We start from the raw sequence: 21,378 nt of genomic DNA, 5'->3' as shown, positions 1-21,378 counted from the left end.
GTATACAGTCAAACGTTATACTTTATATTTTTCAGTTACTTAATTACAATATAGTCGATTGTTTTACACTTTATGTTAGGTTATTTGCACTTTTGCTGTTTTTTTCAAAAAAGGTATTGTCATGTTTATATTTTTCGTCTTATAATCACCTTAACATTTTGATTTGTGTTAGGAAATATGACATTAGGGAGTGGGTCTCAATGAAAAAGAAATGGCTGTTTGGACTGTTAGGGGCGGTAGCGGCATTCGCTTTTCCGGTATCCGCGTTTGCGGCCGAAGGGGAATTGACCGCACCGGTTCTGGAAATCGGCTTAAAATCCTTGTTTGTCTTCCTGGCCGCGATGCTGGTGTTCTTTATGCAAGCCGGCTTTGCTTTATTGGAAGCGGGGTCGGTCCGGATGAAAAACGCGGGTCATGTCGCAGGGAAGACCGTTCTGACGCTGGGTATTACCGTGATCGTCTGGTGGGCTTTCGGCTTCGGCTTCGCTTTTGGCGACGGCAACAGCTTTTTGGGGACGACCGGATTTTTCTACGGAGGCCAAGACGCCATCGGATCGTTCTCCGTATTTTCTGAAGTAGGTGTTCCGCTGGATCTGATGTTCTTGTTCCAAATGGCCTTTGCGGCCGTATCGCTGGCGATTGCCTGCGGAGGCATGGCTGAGCGCGCCAAGCTGAGCGTATATATCGTGTTCGGCGTGTTGTTCCTGACGATTATGTATCCGATTGTGGCTCACTGGGTATGGGGCGGCGGCTGGCTGGGTTCTCTGGGCATGCAGGATTACGCCGGTTCGACGGTAGTGCATTTGACCGGTGCGACCGCGGCGCTCGCGGCGACCATTCTATTGAAACCGCGTTTGGGCAAATACAGCAAAGACGGCAAACCTAACAGCATTCCGGGCCACAACCAAGTGTTAACCGTGCTCGGCGTCATCATTCTTTGGATCGGCTGGTTTGGTTTTAACCCCGGCAGCGCATTGACTCCGCTGGGTGACGGATTCTTCGGTTATGTCCTGATGACGACGAATCTGGCGGCTGCGGCCGGTGCGGTAGCGGCGCTGTTGATCTCCTGGGCCGTGATGGGCAAATCCGATATTCCGAGCATGCTGAACGGCGTTCTGGCGGCGCTGGTGGCCATTACGGGTTCCTGTGCTTTCGTCGACGCTTGGGCTTCCATCGTCATCGGCGCGGTAGCCGGCGTGCTGACTTTCTTCACCGCCAGATGGTTTGAACGGGCCGGCATCGACGATCCGATCTACGCATTCTCGGTTCACGGAATTGCGGGGGTATGGGGAGCGATCTCCACAGGCTTGTTCGCTACACCGGAATTGGCGGAAACGACGGGTGTGGGGAAGGCCGGTTTGTTCTACGGCGGAGGTTTCGGGCAGCTTGGTGTTCAGCTTCTCGGGGTTGTCGGAACATTTGCCTTCGTACTCGTGTTGTCCTTCCTCCTGCTCGGCGGTATGAAAATGCTGATGGGGCTGCGCGTCACGGAAGAAGAGGAAATGATGGGGCTGGACATCAGCGAACACGGTACCTACGGGTATCCGGAGCAAATGAATCTGTTGAATCAAGGCGGCTTGGCGGCCGATCCCGGCGCAAAGGCGGGTGCCGATAAACCAAGAATCGTGAAAAGCGATCCAGCCCTGTAAGAAATAACAGCATATATAAGTAAATAAACTTATATAGTTTGAACATCCGGGTAGAAAGGAAGTCGGGCCTATGAGCGAATCGGCCATGAAAGAGGTGAACCTCCAATCGATCCGGGCGGCTTCCGATCCGGAGGGATTGGGATCGGCAAGACTGGAGGAACAGACACGTCTGTACGAAGGTTTTGCGACCACGAACATTGGAGTTTGGAACCGGCTGGTCGGGGAACTGCATGATGCCGTGATGTCCCGTGCGACAGAGATATGCGAGCGGCAGTTAATGAAGGAGGGCTTCGGCCCTCCTCCCGCTCCATATGCCTTTATCGCCTTCGGCAGCGCGGGCCGGAACGAGCAGACGCTTTGGAGCGATCAGGATAACGGACTCGTGATAGAGGAAAACGGGGATCCGGCGGCAAAAGATTATTTCGCTATCTTTGGCCCCCGGCTTTCTCATATTTTGGAGAAGTCCGGATATCCGCCTTGCCCGGGAAATGTTATGGTCTCCAACCCGCTTTGGAGAAAGACCGTTAAAGAATGGGGCAGGCAACTGGAAAACTGGAGAAGCGAGCTTGGCTGGGAACAGGTGAGATACTTGATGATTGCGGCGGACATGCGTCACATCGCCGGGGACGGCTCGTTATCCGCAGCGTTCCGCCGGGTGATGCACGATGTTTTTGAGCGGAAGTCATCGCCGGAACAGGACCTTGGGGCGGCCGTTCTCCGCAATACCGTACGCCATAAGGCGGCATTGAATGTACTCGGACAAGTGATCACGGAGCAGAACGGGGAACATGCGGGTGATTTTGACGTGAAGTACGGACTTTATTTACCTATTGTAAACGCGATCCGCTACCTTGCGGTGGTGTATGGCGTCAGCGGGTCCTCCACCCTGGAGCGGTTGAACCAGCTAAATCAGCTGGAGGCCGTTCCATTCAGGTGGCTGGAATTAAGCCAGAAGGCGTTTTATACCGCGCTGCGATTTCGATCTCTCGCTTCGTATAAAGAGGAAGGCGGCGTTCTGTCGGGGACGGGATTCTTGCCCGGGGAATGGCTGCGCAAGAAGGAGATTCGCAGTGAGCTACGGGAGGCTTTGGGCACCGTAAAGCTCATGTACCGCACCCTGCAACGGCAGCAGCGATACGCAGAAAGGAAATGGCTATGAAGGAACCGATGAAGGGAAACGGCGGATTTTGGGATGCGCTCAAAGGCGGGGGGATCTCTCCTCGGATCGCCTCCATGCTGGGGGCGCCGAGCGCGCAGCAAATCGCGTTTGTGCGTTCACTGACCAAGGGGCAGCGCCGGCCGGAGACGCTTCACGTTCCGCTAAGTCAACTGAAAACGGCGGTATTTGATTTGGAAACGACGGGCTTCCATTATCATTACGGTGATGAGATTTTGTCCTTCGGGGCGGTGAAGATGAACGGCGAGGAAATGACGGGCGAAGTGTATTATTCCCTTTGTAAGCCGGCTTGCTCCGTACCGGAACGCATTGTCGAGCTGACGGGTATTACCCAGGAAATGGCCCAGAATGCACCTGCTCTGTTGCAGGCCTTGCGAGAATTCATGGCCTTTGTCGACGACCGCGTACTGATCGCGCACGGAAGCGCGCATGACAAAGCGTTTTTGGACGTGGCCTTGTGGAAGACGACCAAAGCGCATCTGGGGCACCGGGTCCTGGATACGATGATGATCGCTCAGAAACTGGCTCCCGATCGGAAGGTCTCGTCGCTTGACGACTGGCTCCGCGTCTACGAAATTCCGATTTTGCAGCGGCATCACGCGCTGGAGGACGCCAAAATGACCTCCTCTCTCTGGCAGGCGATGATCGGCCAATTAAGAGAACGGGGTGTGATCACATTGGGGGACCTTTATCATTTTCTTAGCAAAACGTAATCATTATTTTGCTCAGATCGTACTTTAAACGTTCGGTCTCCTCAATGAAATAGGCATTCAATAAGAAGTCGTCCGGATCATCGGGCGGCTTTTTTGCTTGGGCCGCGGCCTTGCCGTCTCCGAAGGAGACCGGTGAGCCGATCATATAAAGTGGAAAAAGGGAGCCGAATCGCGGCAGATCTTCCAGATCCGTCGCGGAGGGCTCGGGCAGTGTGGTGGGATGCGAATGATAAATCCCGATGAAGTTTGGGGTGAAGCAGCACTTTACCCACTCCTCGGGTTTTAGCAGGAAGGCATGATCCGGATTTTCCGCCGCATTGGTGAGTGGCCTGTAGTTCTCGACCACAATCAGCTCGGGGTTACGCGCGCCGAACAAGGCGCCGCAGGCCTCGCGAGGTAAACGGTCATAGGTGTCCGCGGCGATTTCATCGCGCACGGACATGGGCAGGAGGATCGTCGGGGTTTGATAGGGTTTTCGATCGACAAGACACGTCATAGCGGCGATTTTCCTCCTTGAGAAGATCCTGCTGGCACATGTTTGTAACATTTTGCGTAAACGGGGTACAATAGAACAAATAAAGTAAATTTCAAGCGTATCATACCATAACATAAAGGAAGTTGCGCACATGAGAAAGAACGGTTGGATCTGGGCGGGATTGCTGTTGCTGCTGTTGACCTACGCGGTTTATGATAACCAGGGGAATGGATGGTTGTCCTTTCTGGGGAACGGAAAATCGCAGGAGGCCAAAGAGGCGGGGGCAGCCGGGAAAAACCAGGCGATCGACGCCATGGTGGCGGCCAACGTCCCGAAGCCGGGGACGAAAGCTCCCGAGTTTGCTCTCGTTGGATTGGATGGGAAAACCTACCAGGTTGGCGGTAAAAGGGATAAGCCGCTGTTACTTAACTTTTGGGCTTCCTGGTGCGACCCTTGTAAAGAGGAAGCTCCGGACCTGGTCAAGCTGGCGGAGAAGTATAGCGATACCCTGGACGTCTTTGCGGTTAATGTCACCTTTTATGATAAGCTTGATGACGCCAAGGCCTTCGTGAAAGATTACGGATATACATTTCCCGTATTGCTGGATGAGAAGGAAAAGGTTTACCGAAAATACAATGGCGTCGCTTTTCCGACGAACGTGCTGATCGATCCGGATGGGAAGATCCGAGATGTTGTCGTCGGGACTCTTCCCCCAGAGGAACTGGAGGCCAAAATCCGCAAGCTTGTGGAGAAGTAGCCGACAGCCCGATTCATCCAAATGAACCAACTTAAAAAACGTCAGAACTTCTCTTCCCAAGACGGGTAGAAAAACTCTGACGTTTTTTTTGGGGGGATTCCCCGGTTTAGTGATTCACCAAACCGCGTCCGGCCGATGGAATTTCAGTGTAATCCTCCCGCTTGGTCTGGCCGATCAGCGCGTAGCGCAAACTGTCGACGAGGGCTTCCCAACTGGCCTCGATGACATTGCCGGATACGCCGACCGTGCTCCAGGAGTTCTCGTAATTCCGGGATTCGATCAGAACCCGGACCTTGGAAGCGGTGGCGTCCTTGTCGTCGAGCACTCTTACCTTATAGTCGGATAAGTGTATTTCCTGCAGGGCAGGGTAATAAGTGATAAGCGCCTTGCGGAGGGCGTTATCGAGCGCGTTGACCGGTCCGTTCCCCTCGGCGGCGGTATAGATGCTGTTTCCGTCGATGTTCAGTTTAACGAAAGCTTCCGAAATAACCGGTTTGCCCGCGGATTTCTCGACCAGCATCTTGAACGATTCAAAGACGAAGAGCTCCTTAAGATCGCCGTTGGCCTGTCTCAGCAGCAGCTCCAGCGAAGCGTCGGCCCCTTCGAATTGATAGCCTTGATGCTCCAGATCTTTGATCTTGGCGATGACTTCCCGCGTATTCTCGTTCTCGGGATCGAAGGCGATGCCCATTTCCTGCGCCTTGGAGAGGACGTTGCTCTGTCCGGCCAGTTCGGAGACGAGGACGCGCTGGCGGTTGCCCACCGTTTCGGGAGCGACATGCTCATAAGTGCGGGAATCCCGCAAAATCGCCGAAACATGGATGCCGCCCTTGTGGGCGAAGGCCGCCGTCCCCACATAAGGCTGGTTGACCGGCATGTAAACATTGGCGATTTCGCTGATGTAACGCGCCGTATTGGTCAATTGCTTCAGTTGGTCCTCCTCCAGAACCTGGTAGCCCAGCTTGAGCTGGAGGTTGGGAATGATGGAGCACAGATTGGCGTTGCCGCAGCGCTCGCCGTAACCGTTCATCGTTCCCTGGATTTGTTCCGCGCCGGCCCGTACCGCGCTAAGCGAATTGGCCACCGCCAGCTCGCAATCGTTATGGGTGTGAATGCCCAAACGGGAGTTTGTCACGCGTCCTGCCAGCACGCTGACGATGTCATGCACTTCATGCGGCATCGTTCCGCCGTTCGTGTCGCACATGACGAGCCAATCGGCCCCGGCTGCTTCCGCTTTGGCCATGACGGAAAGGGCGTATTCGGGGTTGTTCTTGTAGCCGTCAAAGAAATGCTCGGCGTCGAAAATAACCTCAAGACCCTGGCGCTTCAAATAAGCGATGGAGTCGTAGATCATTGCCAAGTTCTCTTCCAGCGTTGTTTGCAGCGCCGTGTGGACGTGGAAGTCCCACGATTTGCCGACGAGCGTGGCGGCCTGAACTCCAGATTCGATCATCCGCTTCAGATTCGCGTCATGCTCGGCCAGGCTGTCTTTTCGCCGTGTGCTTCCGAAAGCCGTGATCTTTGCCTGAAGCTTCAGTTCCTGTACGCGCTTGAAAAACTCGATGTCCTTGTTGTTGCTGCCGGGGATGCCCCCTTCAATATAATGGACACCCAGCTGATCCAGCTTCTTGGCAATCTTCAACTTATCGTCGGCCGATAGACTAATGCCCTCGCCTTGGGTACCGTCCCGCAGGGTGGTGTCGAAGATAGATAAAGCCTTTGACATGTTGGATGTTCCTCCTTAATGGATGTCCTCTGGAATACAAGCTCCGATTTTAATTTCTTATTATAGCATTTGTCTTTTTGAAATGTAACACGGATTTTAGGAATTTGCATTCGGCGCTTGTTGACCTGCCTTCGGGCAACGGGGTATGCTGGAATCAGGAAAGTATGAATGAGGGGACGGTATTGGACGTGACTGGCAATATCGATAACGATAAATACTATCCCGCCCGCGGCAGAGTTGTGCTGCATATCGATATGAACGCTTTTTATTGTTCGGTACATGAGGCGGAAGAGCCGGAGAAATACCGGAATCGGCCCACGGCGGTGGCGGGGAGCGTAGAGCTTCGCAAAGGCATCATCGTCACCTGCTCTTACGCGGCCCGTAAACGGGGAATCTCCACGGGGATGACCGTGGCCCAAGGGCTGAAGAAATGTCCGGAGCTGATTCTGATCAAACCGGACTTTCATCTGTACCGCAAATATTCCCGGGCGTTTATGGATATCGCGTACGAATACACTCCGCTGCTTCAGGCCGTTTCGATCGACGAATGTTACCTGGATATCACCGGGTCGAAACAGTTCGGCACCCCGCTTGACATTGCTCATGAAATCCAGGCCAGAGTGGCGGATGAACTGGGGTTGCCTTGCTCGATCGGGATCGCGCCGAACAAACTGCTGGCCAAGATGGCTTCCGATATGAAAAAGCCGAGGGGGATTACCGTTCTGCGCATCCGCGACGTGCCGGCGCTGCTCTGGGACAAGCCGTGCGGCGAGCTGTTCGGGATCGGCCGGAAGACCGCCGAGAAGCTGAAGCGGCTCAGGATTCATACGATCGGCCAACTGGCGGCCGCCGACGAAAGGCTTCTGAACGAGAAATTCGGCGTGGCGGGAAGCTGGATGAAGCGGGCCGCGAACGGGATCGACGATTCTCCGGTACGGGAAGAGCGCGACAAGAACAAATCGATCGGGCATACGACGACGCTGCCCCGGGATGTGACGCAGACGGAAGAAGTGCAGCGCGTGCTGCTGAATTTAGCGGATCAGGTAACCCGGCGGCTGCGGCGACAAAACCTGGTGGCCCAAACGGTCCAGATTACGATCCGTACGCCCGACATGAAGACGATAACCCGCTCGCAAAGCCTGGACACCGTCATCGAGCGGGCCGAAGATGTCTACAGGGAAGCGTGCGAGTTGTACCGTCGTCACTGGAATGAAGGGAGGCCGATCCGGCTGCTCGGCATCACGCTGCAGAACCTGGTCGCCAAAGAAGAATCCGCCGTACAGCTCGATTTGTTCAATTACGAGCAGCAGCCCAAAAAGGAATCCTTGACGAAGACGATGGACCTGCTTCGCGACAAATTCGGCGAAAACGCCGTTCTTACGGCCGGCATGCTGACCGATGATCCTTCGGCGTTGATCCGCAATCACAAAATTCGCGGCACTTCATTGCAGACGGATTTTCTCAGAGAGCCGAAGGAACCGTGAGCCGAAGGATCGATCCGTAGAAATCATCTGTTTTTGCGATGGGATTATTCGGAAAGAGAATTGAAATTGCTTTCTATTTATATTATATTGAACTTGGTGACAAACTAAGAACCGGACTTGTACCGTTTATTCAGGAGGCAGATAAAATGGCTAAATATACTTGGGTTGAGAAAGACACATGCATCGCCTGCGGCGCATGCGGCGCAACAGCACCGGATATCTACGATTACGACGACGAAGGCTTGGCCGAAGTTATTTATAACAGTGACGCCAACCGCGGTGTCACCGAAATTCCGGAGGACCTCTACGATGACCTTCAGGACGCCTGTGACGGCTGCCCGACCGATTCCATCAAGATTGCGGATGAACCTTTCAACAAAGAAGGTTAAACCGGCTCCATATTGAACACGGTAAGACATCTCCTGTGCCATTCGCAGGGGGTGTCTTTTGTATTTATAGGCAAAAAGTCGCGATTTTCGGCTGACCTCGGGATGGCGCTTAGCAACCCGGCCGGCTCTGCCGATAAAGAATAAAGAGAAATGTCAATTTTGTCCATGTGGAGGATTTCGATGAGCAACTCGGCTTACCTCAAGAAATACGTGGAGAATCATCCCAAAAACAAAATGGCCTGGTACTTGCTCGGCAAAGAGTATGAGGCGACGGGTCAGGAAGGCAAGGCCCATTACTGTTACATCCAGGCCGGAAGCGTATACGAGGCCTTTGAAGCAAGTAAAGTTCCGGCCGATCTATGGAAGGAATATCAGGAGAACCTGCTGCGGGAGTCGATGCGCAAGGAGAAGCAGGCGACGCTATGGCGCAAAATCGGAGTCGCGCTGATGCTGCTGCTGTTTTTATGGATGCCGTCGGCCCAGGCGCCGGGGAGCTCGTCGGCCGCTCAGTCGGGCATAGAGGAGGGCGGCCTCGGGGACCAGGATCTCACCGCGGAGCTGCCGGAGCGGGGCCATTCGCCGGGCTCATCCGGGAAGAGCGGCGGAGAAGCGGGAGAAGCCGGTGAAGGCGGGGGCTATACAGCCAAGCCGTACTTCGGCGATCCGAAGCGCAAGCATACCGCTATGGCCGAAATGTTAACGGACGATGCTCCCGCGGCCGGCCGGGAAACCGCGGTGCTCGGGATGGTCCAGTCCGGCCGGTGGTCCCTGTGGTCCAAGGAGATGCCCGTCGTTTACGGGGTTGTCCGCCAAGCCCAGGCCGGAAGAACGACGCTTCAATCCTATGACGCCAAAACTTGCGAGTGCACGCCGCCGGAAGCTTCCGGACTCCGGAAAGGCGCTTTGCCCTGGATCGAGCGCCAGGAATCGCTGGCCGCGCTTTCTTCCGCCATTCGGCACTATAAGGAGGAGGAAGGCCGCTGGCCGGAAAGTTTGCAGTCCCTGACAGGTTCATTTCCGAATAACTGGCTCGCGGGAAGCGATCCGGTGATGGAAAAGGCGTTCCAACCGCTGCTGGCGAGCCTGAAGAAGGAAGCGGGAGCGGGGACGGAAACGGCGAAGGGCCAGAACGAGGAGGGTTCGGCAGGGGACAAGACGGGGACTTTGTCCAGTACGGAACCTTACTTTGCCAAACCATTGGAGGTGATCGTGGACACCGCGAATCATCGTTTGGCGGTAGTCAGCGGGGACGTTATCCTCCGCAACTATAAAGTGGGTTTGGGCGGCGAGAGAACACCCGAAGGCGTGTTCCGGATCACCGATAAAGTGGTGAACCCGAACGGGCGGGATAACGGGGAATTCGGGAGCCGGGGGATGCAGCTTTCGGAAACGAACTATGCGATCCATGGCACAAACGAGCCCGACAGCATCGGCAAGAATGAATCTTTGGGGTGCGTGCGGATGACCAAGCAGGACGTGGAGGAACTGTTCGACCTGGTTCCGAAGGGAACGAAGGTGACGATCGGAAAGGGGATTCTTCCGAAGCCGGAGTCGGTGCCCGAGGAGCGCTTTAAGCTGGACAACCGCCAGGATCAGACCAATCCCCAGCGTACTTACCATTGGCTGAACTAGTGCCTCATCAGCTATCGTAATAGGGGACTCTTCGCCAAAGCGTAGCGGGTTCAATTCAGCATGCCCCCGCCGCAAATTCCCTAGGCCCCCGCTGTCGCTGCCATAGCGGCGTCCGGGCCGTTATTCGGCCCGATTCGCTTTCGCGGGGAAAATAGCGGCCTAAAAGGCACTAGCGTTGCCATAAACTCGAGCAAATTTGTCAACGCCAACTCCGTTTTGAGGTAGGGCAGCACTAGCGTTGCATTAACCCGAAGGGTCTAATGGCCGTAACCGCCTCCCTTTGAAGCCGGGCGAGAGGATAACGGTCATTTGCGGCGTTATTTTGTCGAATTTGTCCCTTCGGTGAGAAATAGCGGTCATTTGGGGCCTTATTTTAAGGAAAAGCGGGCCGAAAACCGATTTTTGGACTCGCTCCAGAGAAATAAGGCCTTTTTTAGCCGCTATTCTTCCCGAAAAAGCGAATCTGGGCGAAATAGCGGCCCAAAAGGCCGTTATTCGGCGGTCGGCAAGAGAACCTGCGGGTACCTAACTCGGTTGCCTTAATGGACACTAGCCGGGGGAACTAGGGACTAAATTTGGGTCAGAATGATCACGGCCGTGACGACGATAATCAGAGCGGCGATCACCGAGCTGGCCCAGATCAGCGCTTTTTTATTGACCTCGTCCTTCTTTTGCTGGAGAGTCGGCGGTCTGCGTTTGGTCGACATCGTTATGATTCTCCTTCCGTGGTATGGATTTATTTATTTATATTGTAAGTGTTTTCACAAGAAATTTCCATATTCCGCTCAGCGATTTCCGCGGCCGATAAACTTTCCTTTTGCGCCGGAAACCGCTAAACTGGATATGGAGTTTTTTCTTTGTCAGCCTAAGTGATCGGAGTGAGGATTACCTGTGTTATATCGGCGTTTGGGGAAACCCGTATTTTTTAAATTGGATCCGGAAAGAGCCCATCATCTGGTGATAGACGGTTTACATACAGCGGCAAAAATTCCGGGAATGATTCCGGCGATGCGGGGATTGTACGGGATTTCCGAGGCGCGCGAGTTGTCCTCGAATTTGTTCGGCGTTCATTTTCCTTCGCCCGTCGGGCTTGCCGCCGGGTTGGACAAAAATGCCGACGCGGTGGACGGTTTCTCCGCGATCGGCTTCGGTTTTATGGAAGTGGGCACGGTGACGCCGAAACCTCAACCGGGGAACGAGCAGCCCCGATTGTTCCGGCTGCCTCCGGAGGAAGCGCTGATCAACCGGATGGGCTTCAATAACCGGGGAGCGGAACAGATGGCCGAGCGGCTGGCGGCGCTGAAGCGAAGGCCGATTCCGATCGCGGTCAACATCGGGAAGAACAAGGCGACCCCGAATGAAGAGGCGCATCTCGATTACAAGAAATGCATTTCGGTGTTATACCGGTATGCCGACTTTTTCGTGGTGAATATCAGTTCGCCGAACACGCCGGACCTGCGCAACCTGCAGCATGGGAACGAGCTGGCGCAGCTGCTCGGGGCCGTCCGGGAAGAGATGGCCGCCCAAGCGAACATTCATGGGACCGAAAAAGCGGTGCTGGTTAAGATCGCTCCGGATGTCAGTTCCGACGAATTGGATTATATGATTGAAACGATTCTAAAAAGCGGGGTATCCGGCGTGATCGCCACGAATACCACGGTGTCCCGGGAAGGCCTGACCCATACTCACGCCAAGGAAACCGGTGGCCTAAGCGGCAAACCGCTGCGTCAACGTTCGACCGAAATCGTTTCGCACATTTATCGTCAAACCGGAGGACGCCTGCCGATTATCGGATCCGGCGGCATATTCAGCGCGGCCGACGCTTACGAGAAAATCAGGGCCGGCGCGAGTCTGGTTGAAATATATACCGCGTTAATTTACGAAGGGCCCGAAATTAACCGCAAGCTGCACCGCGGTTTGAGGGAACTGCTGAAACGGGACGGATTTGCCCATATTACCGAAGCGATCGGGGCGGATCACCGGTAAAAGCGGTAAGAAGACAGGAGGCACACGCATGGACAGTAGGGATTGGGGAACTTTTTTGCTTCCTTACGAACAAACGGTTGAGGAATTAAAGGTCAAATTCAAGACGATGCGGTCCGAGCTGAAGAAACGTGAAGAATACGCCCCGATTGAATTCGTGACCGGACGGGTGAAGAAAATTTCCAGCATCCTCGACAAAGCCAAGAGGCTGAACGTTTCGATGGATGATCTGGAGACCGGCATCGAGGACATCGCGGGCATCCGCATCATGTGCCAATTCGTCGAGGATATCCGCCGGGTGGCGGAATATATCCGGATGCGTAAAGATCTTAAAGTGCTGTACGAAAAGGATTATATTACGAATTACAAGGAGAGCGGGTACCGTAGCTTCCATATGATCGTCGAATACCCGGTTCAAACGGCGCTCGGCCAAAAAATCGTGCTCGCCGAGATTCAGATTCGCACGCTGGCCATGAATTTCTGGGCTACGATCGAGCACTCCCTGAACTATAAATACAAAGAGAGCCTGCCCGATGAAATGAGAAAACGATTGAAGAAGGCAGCCGAGGCCGCGAATGTGCTGGATAACGAGATGTCCAGCATCCGTCAGGAAATTCTGATCGCGCAGAAGAGCTTTGAAGACGAATCGAACATCGTCTCTCTCCTGCTATCGGCGATCCATCAACTGTATTTTTACCACCTGGTGTCCGAAGCGATCGAAGCCCAGGAACGGTTTAACCGGCTGTGGGAAGCGCGGGATATGGAAGGGATTAAAGATTTGCTGGCCGAGGTCAAAGCGCTGATCAAAGCCTCCAAGAAGGTGGAGGAGCCCGGAGATGAGTTATGATCCGCTCTACCTCGCGTATCTGGTGTACTTCAACCGGGATCGCGATTACTTCGAATGCCATGAAGTATTGGAGGAGCTATGGCTGAAGATGGACCGGGAGCCGTTATACAAGGGCTTGCTCCAGGTGGCGGTCGGCCTGTACCATTTTCGCAACGGCAACGTGACGGGCGGACGGAAAATGCTCCGCTCCGCCGCGGAACGGCTGAAGGATTACCCCGAGAACAGCCTCGGCATCGACTTGGGGCGACTGCGCAGCGAAGCGGCCGAGTACGCGAAACGTTTGGAGGCGTACGAGACGGAGCCTTTCTCATACTACGACCTTGATATCGACATTCAAGATCCGCATCTCTCTATGGAAGTGAACCGGACGGCTTCCGAGCTTCGGCCCAATGTGCCTCAACGCCGCGGACCCCAGAGAGGAGCCAAACACGAGGCAAGGGAGCATAACAAGAATCGGGATTCCCGTCACGGTTCGGACAGTTAAAGCGAAATGCAGCCTTTCAGGCTGCATTTTGTCTATGTTGTGTTACAATAAGCTTGCCGAAACGGACACAGCTAAAGAAACGGAAGGTAAAATATGGCGGTACAGTTACCCGTTGCTTTTTTACAACGAATGGAAGCCTTTTTGGGCGATCAATACGATGATTTCCTCGTATCTTACGATAACCCGCGCTACGCGGGGATACGGGTCAATACCTTGAAGATCGGCGTTCGGGAGTTCCGCGAGATTTCTCCCTTCGAGCTTCGCCCGATCCCCTGGTGCGACAGCGGCTTTTATGTGGACGAGAGTCTGCGGCCCGGCAAACACCCGTATTATCATGCGGGTCTTTATTACATCCAGGAGCCGAGCGCGATGGCGCCGGCGGAAGTGTTGGACATCCGGCCGGGAGACCGGGTCCTCGATCTGTGCGCCGCACCGGGCGGGAAATCGACGCAAATCGCGGCCAAGCTGAACGGGCAGGGGATCTTGGTGACGAATGATATCAGTGCGGAACGGACGAAGGCGCTGGCCAAAAATATGGAGCTCTACGGCGTCCGGAACGCCATTGTGCTGAACGAGACGCCGGAGCGGATCGCCCGGGCGTTTCCCGGCTATTTCAATAAAATTCTGATCGATGCTCCATGCTCGGGAGAAGGCATGTTCCGCAAGGACGAGGATATGGCCAGGCAGTGGGAACGGCATTCCATCGCCAAGTGCACGGTCATGCAGCGGGATATTTTGCGCACGGCCGCCTCGCTGCTGGCTCCCGGAGGCAGGATCGTCTATTCGACCTGCACGTTTGCGCCCGAAGAGAACGAAGCGCAGATCGCCGCGTTTTTGGAACAAAACCCGGCGTTCGAACTGATTTCCCTTCCCGAGGGCAGGGGGTTCTCACCGGGGCGCCCCGACTGGCTGGCCATGCTGGCGGAGAAAGCACAGGCTTTGCCGGAGGAGGCCTCCGTATCCCCATCGGCCCTGGAGGGGCCTGAGGCGGACGCTACCTCCCGCTGCGGAAGACTGTGGCCTCACCTCATCGAAGGCGAGGGGCATTTTCTCGCCGTCTTGCAGCACAAAGGCGAAACGAGGCCGGTGAGTGAGGAGCCGGCGGGCTTGTCCGCGGAAGGGCGGAGCTTAGGGAATAGCCCCGTGTCCCGACAGCGGCGGGGACGGAACGAGCCGGTGCGGCATCCGGGTAAAAAGGCCCCGAACGAGCGGGAACTGGCGGATAGCTGGCGCGCCTTTGCGTCGGAACATCTGGCCGCAATTCCGGATGGTGAGGCGCTGTGGTTCGGAGGCCATGTGTATATTTCCCCGGTAGCGAAGGAGCGGTTGGACGGGTTGAAAACCGTGCGTCCGGGCTGGTATGTCGGTACGGTGAAGAACGGCAGATTTCAACCGGGCCATCCGCTGGCCGCCGCGCTGAAAGCCGACGAAGCCCTGCGGGTCCTGGATTTATCGCTTGCGGATGGGGAAGCGATCCGTTATTTGAAGGGGGAAACCCTGGAAATCGCGGAATCACGGATACGCCGGCCCGCGAAGATCGGCGCGAAAGGCTTCGTGCTGGTAACGGTAGACGGGTTTTCCCTAGGCTTTGGAAAGTGGCTGGACGGCCTGTTGAAAAACGAATACCCTGCAGGCTGGAGGTGGACTTAAACGGTGGGCGAAGGAAAAAAAACGCAGCGAATCGATAGAATATTGGGCAATCTGGGCTACGGGTCCCGTTCGGACCTGAAAAAAATGGCGAAGCAGGGCCGCATTACTTTAAACGGCTCGGTGGTCAAGGATAGCGGGACGCAGTGCCATCCCGACCTCGACGTCCTGGAAGTGGACGGAGAACGCGTCGTTTATCGGGAGTTTGTGTATATCATGCTTCATAAACCGCCCGGGGTTATTTCGGCGACGGAAGACGTTCGGGAAAAAACGGTGCTGGATCTCCTGCCGGGGGAATTCCGCGTCTTCTCGCCGTTTCCGGTAGGCAGGCTCGACAAGGACACGGAGGGCCTGCTCCTGTTGACCAACGACGGGCAGTTGGCCCATGATCTGTTATCGCCCCGGAAGCATGTGCCGAAAACTTACCACGCCGATTGCGTTGGTCTGATCGGCGACCGGGAAGCCGCACGCTTTGCCGCGGGCGTGGAGCTGGACGACGGCTATGTAACGCTGCCGGCCCAAATGGAGGTATTGGAGCGGGGCAGCTATGGAGACGGAAGTCCCCGTACAACAATCGCTCTTACGATTTCGGAGGGAAAGTTCCATCAGGTGAAACGAATGCTGGAGGCGGTGGGCTCCAAAGTCACGTATTTAAAAAGGGTCTCCATGGGCCCGCTTGCGCTAGACGAAGCGCTGCCCAAAGGGGCTTTCCGCGAGCTTTCGGCCGAAGAACTGGAAGCGCTGCGGTCCTATAAAAATAAACCGGTGGAGTAACCGCCGTCTGAAAAGGAGAGTCATGGAGATGGAGAAGAAATACAAACTGATCGCTCTGGATGTGGACGGAACGCTGTTGAACGATGATCATGAGCTTACGGCCGGTACGGCGGAAACGATCCGCCGGATTGCCGCGCAGGGAACGGAGTTCGTGCTGTGCACCGGACGCGCGCCGGTCAATTCGATTCCTTTTATGCGGGAAATGGGACTGGGCGGCTATGTAATTACGCATAACGGAGCGGCCACCGTTGATGTGCAGACGGAAGAAATCGTACACGAATTCGCGCTTGATGCGAAGGGGCTGGACAGATACATGGACTACTGCCGGGAGCATAACGTTCATTATGACATCAATACCACCTTCGTCCTGTATGTGCCGGGAGCGTCTCAGCTCAGCAAGGAAGCGCTCGATATGTACCATCTGTTTATGATGGAGCCGCAGGACTTGCCGGATTGGGCGAGTTTCAAGGAACCGATCGTAAAAATGACCGTCACCGCCAAAAAGGATGAACTGGACCGCATTCAATCCGACTGGAACGGTTGGACGCAGGAATTCAATGTTTTGCGGAGCGGCGATTTTTTCATCGACATTATGCACAAGGAAGCCTCCAAGGGGGCCGCATTAAAGAAGCTCGCCGAGAAACGCGGCTTTCAGCCGGAAGAAGTGATGGCGATCGGCAACTATTATAATGATCTGACCATGCTGACCTATGCCGGGCTCGGGATCGCGATGGACAATTCGCCGTTGGAGGTCAAAGCGGCGGCAAACGCGGTGACGGCGTCGAATAATGAAGAGGGCGTGAAGCAGGCTCTGGAAAAATATTGCCTCGGTCAGTCCGTCAGATAAGCGGAGCGTTCGGGTGCTTAAATGTTGCCAGTATGCGAACAACGCAAAGGAAAAGGCGCGGGCAACCAGGGGCATCCCCTGAAGGCCCGCGCTTTTTTAGTTCAAGAGGAAGTATGCGTTTCGCAGCCTCGCGCTCGAGTTACAGGACCCATGCGCGGGATACGATAACGAGCAAGATGAAAAGCACCAGGATAACGCCTGTCGAAGTGAAGCCGCCGCCATAAATTTCACCCATGGTTATTCCTCCCTTATTTACTGATCTCATCCCCCGCGGTTAGCGGGATATCGTATTGTATGCCCGCGGAGGCAAACGGTATGGACCGGGGCCTTTCTTTCGAAGAAATGGGATAGTGCCGTAACATATCGCTGATTCGAAACGTCTTAAAGAAGTGTAAAATTTCATTATGATATGAACTACGGGAGGTTTTAAGGAATGATTCGAAAGTTTAAATTATCTGTTGTCGCCGCCCATGCCGCACTCGCCGCAGTAATGGCCTTGTCGGTACCTGCATCCGGATCGGCGGCCGCGGCCAAATCCAATGCCCAATCCAGCGGGATTCAGATTACGATGAACGGAGCAGAGTTTAAACCGAATGAGGCGCCCTTCGTGAAGAACGGTACCGTCTTCCTGCCTTTGCGGGACATGGGCGAACTGCTCGGCAGCGTCGTCTTCTGGAACGGATCCGCGAAAACCGTGACGATGACCTACCCCGAACTTACGGTACAGCTAAACTACGGGACACAGAAGGCGACGGTTAACGGGAAAACCAAAGCCTTGACGGACTCCCCGAGAATCGTGAAGGGGCGGATTTATGTACCGCTGCGCTTCCTGTCGGAAACGACCGGGGCGGATGTGAAATGGAACGCATCAAAGCGGACGGTGAGCATCAAACACAGCCAGGCTTTTGTAAAAGGGACCGGAGTGGACAGCATGTTTTGGCTAAACCGGAATACCGGCGACCTTTATATCGCCCACCCTTATGAACAAAAACCGGTTCGAGCCGGAAAAGTTGAGGGCAAATTCGAGGAATTTGTGTCCATACACTCGTACATTGCCGGCTCGGGAGACATGGTGGTGACCATTTTGGATAACTATGGCGAACCTCATGTCCATTATGCCGCGTACGGAGTCCTTGTCCACGGCAACAAAATCGTCGCCCAGAAGAAGGCGAAATACTTCCAGCGTTATGAAGAGAACGCGGTGGCTTATATGGTCCGCGATCCGAAAAGCAACAAATCCGAGGAACGCCTCCTGCTGACCGACGGCAAGACGCTGTCCGTATACGACACGCAAGGGAAAGAGATCGAGAAATACGATCTGCCCGCATTGGGAGGCAAGGATGAAACGTATGCCGTGCTGGGAGCGGGCGAGGATTACCTCGTTGTCCGTCCGAACCAGACGGGTCTGCTGACGCTGATCAATTTGGACGATAAGACGACCGTTAATCTGCCGGAGAAACTGCTGAAAGGCGAAGATTTGGAGTACGCGCTGAACAACGATGTCCCTTACCACGGAGATCTGCTGAAGTATCTGGGCGAGGAATCTGCCGGCGGACTTCTGGTCTTCGGCTATGAAAGTCCGTTTGATAATGAAGGAGTCAAGACATACACCTATAACCGGAAAACCGGGGAAGTCGCGCCTGCGGCGAAGTAAGTGATAACCGGGAATCGATGAAAAAGAGGACGCAAGCCCATTTGGAGGGCCTTGCGTCCTCTTCGCTTTATTACGGCTGCGGCTTAGCCGGGTTGGCGCAACCCTTTGGGCAGGTGGTTCTTGAGCTGCCCGCCGCTCGCTTTGCCCCAGCCGAGCGGGAAGCTGTCCCCGCCGCAGGCGACGGTGACGAGGCACCAGCCGCGGAGATGATCCTGCACGGGCAGCGTATCCCCGTGCAGGTATGCCGCCGCCGACGGGGCATCCGCGTCCAGCGTCACGACGCGGGCCGCATCGCCGGCGGCCGCGGCCATGGCCAGCGCATGGGCCGGCTCGAACCGGCCCTTGCGGGCTTCGCCCAGCTGGAGGCCGGCCCGCGGGATTTTCAGCCCGGACAGCATGCCGGGCGTGAGGGCGAGCCCTTCGCTGCGCGGCAGCAAATACAGCGCCTCCCCGAACAGGACCGGCTCGCCGTCCACCCGGAGGCCCGGCAGCGCTTCGGCCGCAAAGTCGCGGAACGCCTGCCAGGCCGCCGCCGTTTCCCGGACGGCCGCGGCGTCTTTACCCGCGCGGCCGCGGTCTTTCCCTTTCCGCTTGCTGCCGGAGACGGCTTGTCCGGGGCCGTCCGAGCCCGCTGCGCCGGAAAGCTCCCGCTCCAGCAAGGCGACGTAGTGGCCTTCTCCCTCCTGAACGTGCGGCCAGATTCGCTTCTCGGCCACAAGTTTAAGGAAGGGGAAGGACTCGAGCAGCCGGGCGATCGTCTCTTCGTTCTCCCGGCGGTTGAACGTGCAGGTGGAATATGCGAGTCGCCCTCCGGGCTTCAGCATGGCGACGGCATCCTGCAGAATGTCCCACTGCCGGGCGGCGCACAGTTCCACCGCTTCCGGCGACCATTCCCGGATCGCGTCGGGATCTTTGCGGAACATGCCTTCTCCGGAGCAGGGGGCGTCCAGCATGATCCGGTCGAACGCCAGCGGAAAGCGCGCGGACAGCTCCGGGGGAGCGGCCTGGGTGACGATGGTGTTGCGGATGCCCATTCTCTCGACGTTCTCGGCCAGAATCCGCGCGCGCTGCGGGTGGATTTCATTGCTGATCAAGAGGCCTTCGCCGCGCATCTTCGCCGCGATCTGCGTCGTTTTGCCGCCGGGGGCGGCGGCCAGATCCAGCACGGTTTCCCCGGGCCGGGGATCCAGCAGTTCCACGGCCGACATGGCCGAGGGTTCCTGAATATAATATAATCCGGCGGCATGATATGCCTGTTTGCCCGGGCGGGTCCGCTCTTCGTAGTAAAAGCCCGTCTCGCACCAGGGAACAGGCCGCAAGGCGAACAGGGCGGCGAGTTTGTCGGCCGCGGCTGTGCTGAGGCCGACCTTCAGCGTATTGAGGCGAAGCCCGTAGCTGCGCGGGGCGGCATAGCTCTGTAAAAAAGCTTCCCCTTCGGCCGGACCGAGCATGGTAAAGACGGCATCCCGAAACTCGCCGGGCAGGGCTGATAATGTCATGTTCTTTTTGTACTCCTTCCAAAATAGGTTTCTCCGCCGGTGTCACCCGTGTCGTCTATGGAGGCATCGCCGGTTCACCCGTTAGCTAATTGTGTTGAGTCGTGCTGCGAGTCGAGCGGGTAGGTTTCAAAAAGATGCAAATCTGCAGCAATTTTTGCCGGCCCAATACGCCCGGGTTTGAAAAGATGCAAAAGTGCAGGAATTTCGAACTTATCCGGGCAATGAGCGCTGTCTTGCTCAAAAAGCTTGCAGATTTGCAGGGCTTTTGATTTTTTGGCTCACTGCAAGATAAAAGCCTGCAGATTTGCAGGAATTTTTACCATATCAATTGGAGGCAGTGCCGCCTAACGGAACTAGCCGCGCCGGGACATATTTTCCTAGAGCAGTTTATCATATTGTTTTTTATTCTCAAAAGGGGAATGGATGTTCCGTCCGGCCTATGGCATAATTGAAGTAGCAAGCGGTTCATCCGCGACTAGAAAGAGAAGAGCAAAGGAGAACCCTTATGAGATTGCTGCAGGCCTTATTCTTTCCTCCGGAACAGCCCGGAGGCGTATCCTCTATGATTCCCTATTTGCAGGACCGGTTTAATCCCCCCCATTGGGAAATGGAGCTGTTTTCCTTACCGAAACGGATCCGCGGCAAGGGCAGCGAACCGGTGAAGTTTCATACCTTTGACTGGCATGAATTCGAGGAAAGCCCGATCGTGCAAAAATATGTGCAGACCTACAGGGACTATCTATGGTGGACGAAACTGCGGTTGCAGCGGCCGTTCGACCTGATCCATGCCCATCATCCGATCGTCGGAATGGCGATGAAAGAGGTTTTTCCGGAAACCCCGGTGATTCAAAGCATTCACTCCAGTTATGAGCGGGAATTGATTCTGAACGGCCGGATTAAGCCGGACGGCTTGGAACACCGCTTTTTGACATCCCTTTATAGGGAACTGGAGCATCGGACCGATCTGATGCTTACCGTATCCCGGTCATTTCGCGACTATTTAAGTCCTTACGTCAATCATCCCGAGAAGATCGGGGTCATACCCAACGGCTTTGACGAGAAAAGGTTCAAGCCGGTCCCGCACGAGAATGAGGTGGCCCAACTGGTCACCGTCTGCCGGCTCGTCCCGGCCAAAGGGCTCGATACGCTGCTTGAGGCGTGCGCCGAGCTGAAGAACCGCGGATTGCCCTACGTCCTTCACATCATCGGCGACGGGCCGATCCGCAAGGAACTGGAGGAATTGGCGCAGCGGCTGGGGATCTATAACGAGACGATTTTTTACGGGTATACCCTGCATCCCGAGGAGTTTATGCCTTTCTTTGATATTTTCGTACTGCCTTCGCGGGCGGAGGCGTTCGGCTCGGTGTTCGCCGAGGCCGCGCTCTGCTCGCTGGCTCTCGTCGGTTCGGACGTCGGGGGGATCGCCGAGCAGATCGAGAACGGCTCGAACGGGCTGCTCGTACCGCCCGAGGAGCCGATTCTGCTGGCGGACGCCCTCGAGAAAGTGATCGGCGATCCGGACTACCGCTACCAATTGGCCCGTTCGGGATCGGAGTATGCGAAGAACCATTATTCCCTCAACCGGGTCGTCCATGAACTGAAAAAAGTGTATCTGCAATTTCAACCGATGAAAGAGTGAGC

General features: G+C 55.6%; 20 protein-coding genes. 15 read left to right on the top strand and 5 right to left on the bottom strand.

Going from position 1 to position 21,378, the window contains the following annotated elements:
- Positions 1 to 200 precede the first annotated feature (200 nt).
- The 3 genes from FRY98_RS03940 (at position 201) to FRY98_RS03930 (ending at position 3,539) form a co-directional block, all read left to right on the top strand.
- On the top strand, positions 201 to 1,649 hold the full coding sequence (locus FRY98_RS03940; RefSeq protein WP_148450423.1) for an ammonium transporter: 1,449 nt from the start codon (positions 201 to 203) through the stop codon (positions 1,647 to 1,649).
- Between the two features lie 70 nt (positions 1,650 to 1,719).
- On the top strand, positions 1,720 to 2,808 hold the full coding sequence (locus FRY98_RS03935; protein WP_148450422.1) for a DUF294 nucleotidyltransferase-like domain-containing protein: 1,089 nt from the start codon (positions 1,720 to 1,722) through the stop codon (positions 2,806 to 2,808).
- Positions 2,805 to 3,539 carry an exonuclease domain-containing protein gene (locus FRY98_RS03930; protein WP_148450421.1) on the top strand — a complete coding sequence of 245 codons (735 nt, stop codon included), beginning with the start codon at positions 2,805 to 2,807 and terminating at the stop codon, positions 3,537 to 3,539. The genes FRY98_RS03935 and FRY98_RS03930 overlap by 4 nt, the downstream gene beginning before the upstream one ends.
- On the opposite strand, the gene FRY98_RS03925 is transcribed toward FRY98_RS03930, so the two are convergent.
- Positions 3,526 to 4,035: a M67 family metallopeptidase gene (locus tag FRY98_RS03925; RefSeq protein WP_170287022.1), complete on the bottom strand. Its 510-nt coding sequence runs from the start codon at positions 4,033 to 4,035 to the stop codon at positions 3,526 to 3,528. The genes FRY98_RS03930 and FRY98_RS03925 overlap by 14 nt on opposite strands.
- 130 nt (positions 4,036 to 4,165) lie before the next feature.
- Between FRY98_RS03925 and FRY98_RS03920 the strand changes: the two genes are divergently transcribed.
- A complete protein-coding gene (locus FRY98_RS03920) occupies positions 4,166 to 4,771 on the top strand; it encodes a TlpA family protein disulfide reductase (RefSeq protein ID WP_170287021.1) in 606 nt (201 codons plus the stop codon).
- Between the two features lie 106 nt (positions 4,772 to 4,877).
- On the opposite strand, the gene cimA is transcribed toward FRY98_RS03920, so the two are convergent.
- Positions 4,878 to 6,497, bottom strand: coding sequence for a citramalate synthase (cimA, locus tag FRY98_RS03915; RefSeq protein WP_148450419.1), 1,620 nt, complete (start codon positions 6,495 to 6,497; stop codon positions 4,878 to 4,880).
- A 164-nt stretch (positions 6,498 to 6,661) separates the two neighbouring features.
- Here cimA and FRY98_RS03910 point away from each other — a divergent pair, with 164 nt between their 5' ends.
- From FRY98_RS03910 to FRY98_RS03900, 3 genes are all read left to right on the top strand, one after another.
- Entirely contained in the window at positions 6,662 to 7,981 is a 1,320-nt protein-coding gene (locus FRY98_RS03910; RefSeq protein ID WP_148450418.1) for a DNA polymerase IV, read from the top strand.
- A gap of 146 nt (positions 7,982 to 8,127) precedes the next feature.
- Complete coding sequence (locus FRY98_RS03905; RefSeq protein WP_148450417.1) at positions 8,128 to 8,370, top strand: ferredoxin; 243 nt, start codon at positions 8,128 to 8,130, stop codon at positions 8,368 to 8,370.
- Positions 8,371 to 8,550: 180 nt separating this feature from the next.
- On the top strand, positions 8,551 to 10,002 hold the full coding sequence (locus FRY98_RS03900; RefSeq protein ID WP_148450416.1) for a L,D-transpeptidase family protein: 1,452 nt from the start codon (positions 8,551 to 8,553) through the stop codon (positions 10,000 to 10,002).
- A 569-nt stretch (positions 10,003 to 10,571) separates the two neighbouring features.
- On the opposite strand, the gene FRY98_RS28375 is transcribed toward FRY98_RS03900, so the two are convergent.
- Positions 10,572 to 10,709 (bottom strand): hypothetical protein, encoded by a 138-nt coding sequence (locus FRY98_RS28375; protein ID WP_170287020.1) that lies wholly within the window; start codon positions 10,707 to 10,709, stop codon positions 10,572 to 10,574.
- A 184-nt stretch (positions 10,710 to 10,893) separates the two neighbouring features.
- Between FRY98_RS28375 and FRY98_RS03895 the strand changes: the two genes are divergently transcribed.
- The 6 genes from FRY98_RS03895 (at position 10,894) to FRY98_RS03870 (ending at position 16,584) form a co-directional block, all read left to right on the top strand.
- Positions 10,894 to 11,988, top strand: coding sequence for a quinone-dependent dihydroorotate dehydrogenase (locus FRY98_RS03895; RefSeq protein ID WP_148450415.1), 1,095 nt, complete (start codon positions 10,894 to 10,896; stop codon positions 11,986 to 11,988).
- Positions 11,989 to 12,016: 28 nt separating this feature from the next.
- Positions 12,017 to 12,832: a GTP diphosphokinase gene (gene yjbM, locus FRY98_RS03890; RefSeq protein WP_148450414.1), complete on the top strand. Its 816-nt coding sequence runs from the start codon at positions 12,017 to 12,019 to the stop codon at positions 12,830 to 12,832.
- Positions 12,822 to 13,316: a DUF309 domain-containing protein gene (locus FRY98_RS03885; RefSeq protein WP_148450413.1), complete on the top strand. Its 495-nt coding sequence runs from the start codon at positions 12,822 to 12,824 to the stop codon at positions 13,314 to 13,316. Before yjbM ends, FRY98_RS03885 begins: the two co-directional genes overlap by 11 nt.
- 93 nt (positions 13,317 to 13,409) lie before the next feature.
- The gene (locus tag FRY98_RS03880) at positions 13,410 to 14,966 is read left to right on the top strand and encodes an RsmF rRNA methyltransferase first C-terminal domain-containing protein (RefSeq protein WP_148450412.1); all 1,557 of its coding nucleotides are present in this window, start codon (positions 13,410 to 13,412) and stop codon (positions 14,964 to 14,966) included.
- 3 nt (positions 14,967 to 14,969) lie between these two features.
- Complete coding sequence (locus FRY98_RS03875) at positions 14,970 to 15,737, top strand: pseudouridine synthase (protein ID WP_148450411.1); 768 nt, start codon at positions 14,970 to 14,972, stop codon at positions 15,735 to 15,737.
- A 22-nt stretch (positions 15,738 to 15,759) separates the two neighbouring features.
- The gene (locus tag FRY98_RS03870; RefSeq protein WP_148450410.1) at positions 15,760 to 16,584 is read left to right on the top strand and encodes a Cof-type HAD-IIB family hydrolase; all 825 of its coding nucleotides are present in this window, start codon (positions 15,760 to 15,762) and stop codon (positions 16,582 to 16,584) included.
- Between the two features lie 139 nt (positions 16,585 to 16,723).
- Here the strand turns inward: FRY98_RS03870 and FRY98_RS28635 are convergent, their stop codons facing one another.
- On the bottom strand, positions 16,724 to 16,819 hold the full coding sequence (locus tag FRY98_RS28635; protein ID WP_211373254.1) for a YjcZ family sporulation protein: 96 nt from the start codon (positions 16,817 to 16,819) through the stop codon (positions 16,724 to 16,726).
- A 198-nt stretch (positions 16,820 to 17,017) separates the two neighbouring features.
- On the opposite strand from FRY98_RS28635, the gene FRY98_RS03865 reads away from it, so the two are divergent.
- Positions 17,018 to 18,238, top strand: coding sequence for a copper amine oxidase N-terminal domain-containing protein (locus tag FRY98_RS03865; RefSeq protein WP_148450409.1), 1,221 nt, complete (start codon positions 17,018 to 17,020; stop codon positions 18,236 to 18,238).
- Positions 18,239 to 18,321: 83 nt separating this feature from the next.
- Here FRY98_RS03865 and FRY98_RS03860 read toward each other — a convergent pair whose 3' ends face one another.
- Positions 18,322 to 19,737 carry an RsmB/NOP family class I SAM-dependent RNA methyltransferase gene (locus FRY98_RS03860; RefSeq protein WP_148450408.1) on the bottom strand — a complete coding sequence of 472 codons (1,416 nt, stop codon included), beginning with the start codon at positions 19,735 to 19,737 and terminating at the stop codon, positions 18,322 to 18,324.
- A gap of 505 nt (positions 19,738 to 20,242) precedes the next feature.
- On the opposite strand from FRY98_RS03860, the gene FRY98_RS03855 reads away from it, so the two are divergent.
- Entirely contained in the window at positions 20,243 to 21,376 is a 1,134-nt protein-coding gene (locus FRY98_RS03855; protein WP_148450407.1) for a glycosyltransferase family 4 protein, read from the top strand.
- The last annotated feature ends 2 nt before the right edge of the window (positions 21,377 to 21,378 follow it).

The sequence above is a fragment of the Paenibacillus faecis genome, from assembly GCF_008084145.1.
Taxonomy (GTDB): Bacteria; Bacillota; Bacilli; order Paenibacillales; family Paenibacillaceae; genus Fontibacillus; species Fontibacillus faecis.
The sequence above is the reverse complement of the archived record's forward strand: the minus strand, read 5'-3'. Positions and strand labels throughout refer to the sequence as shown.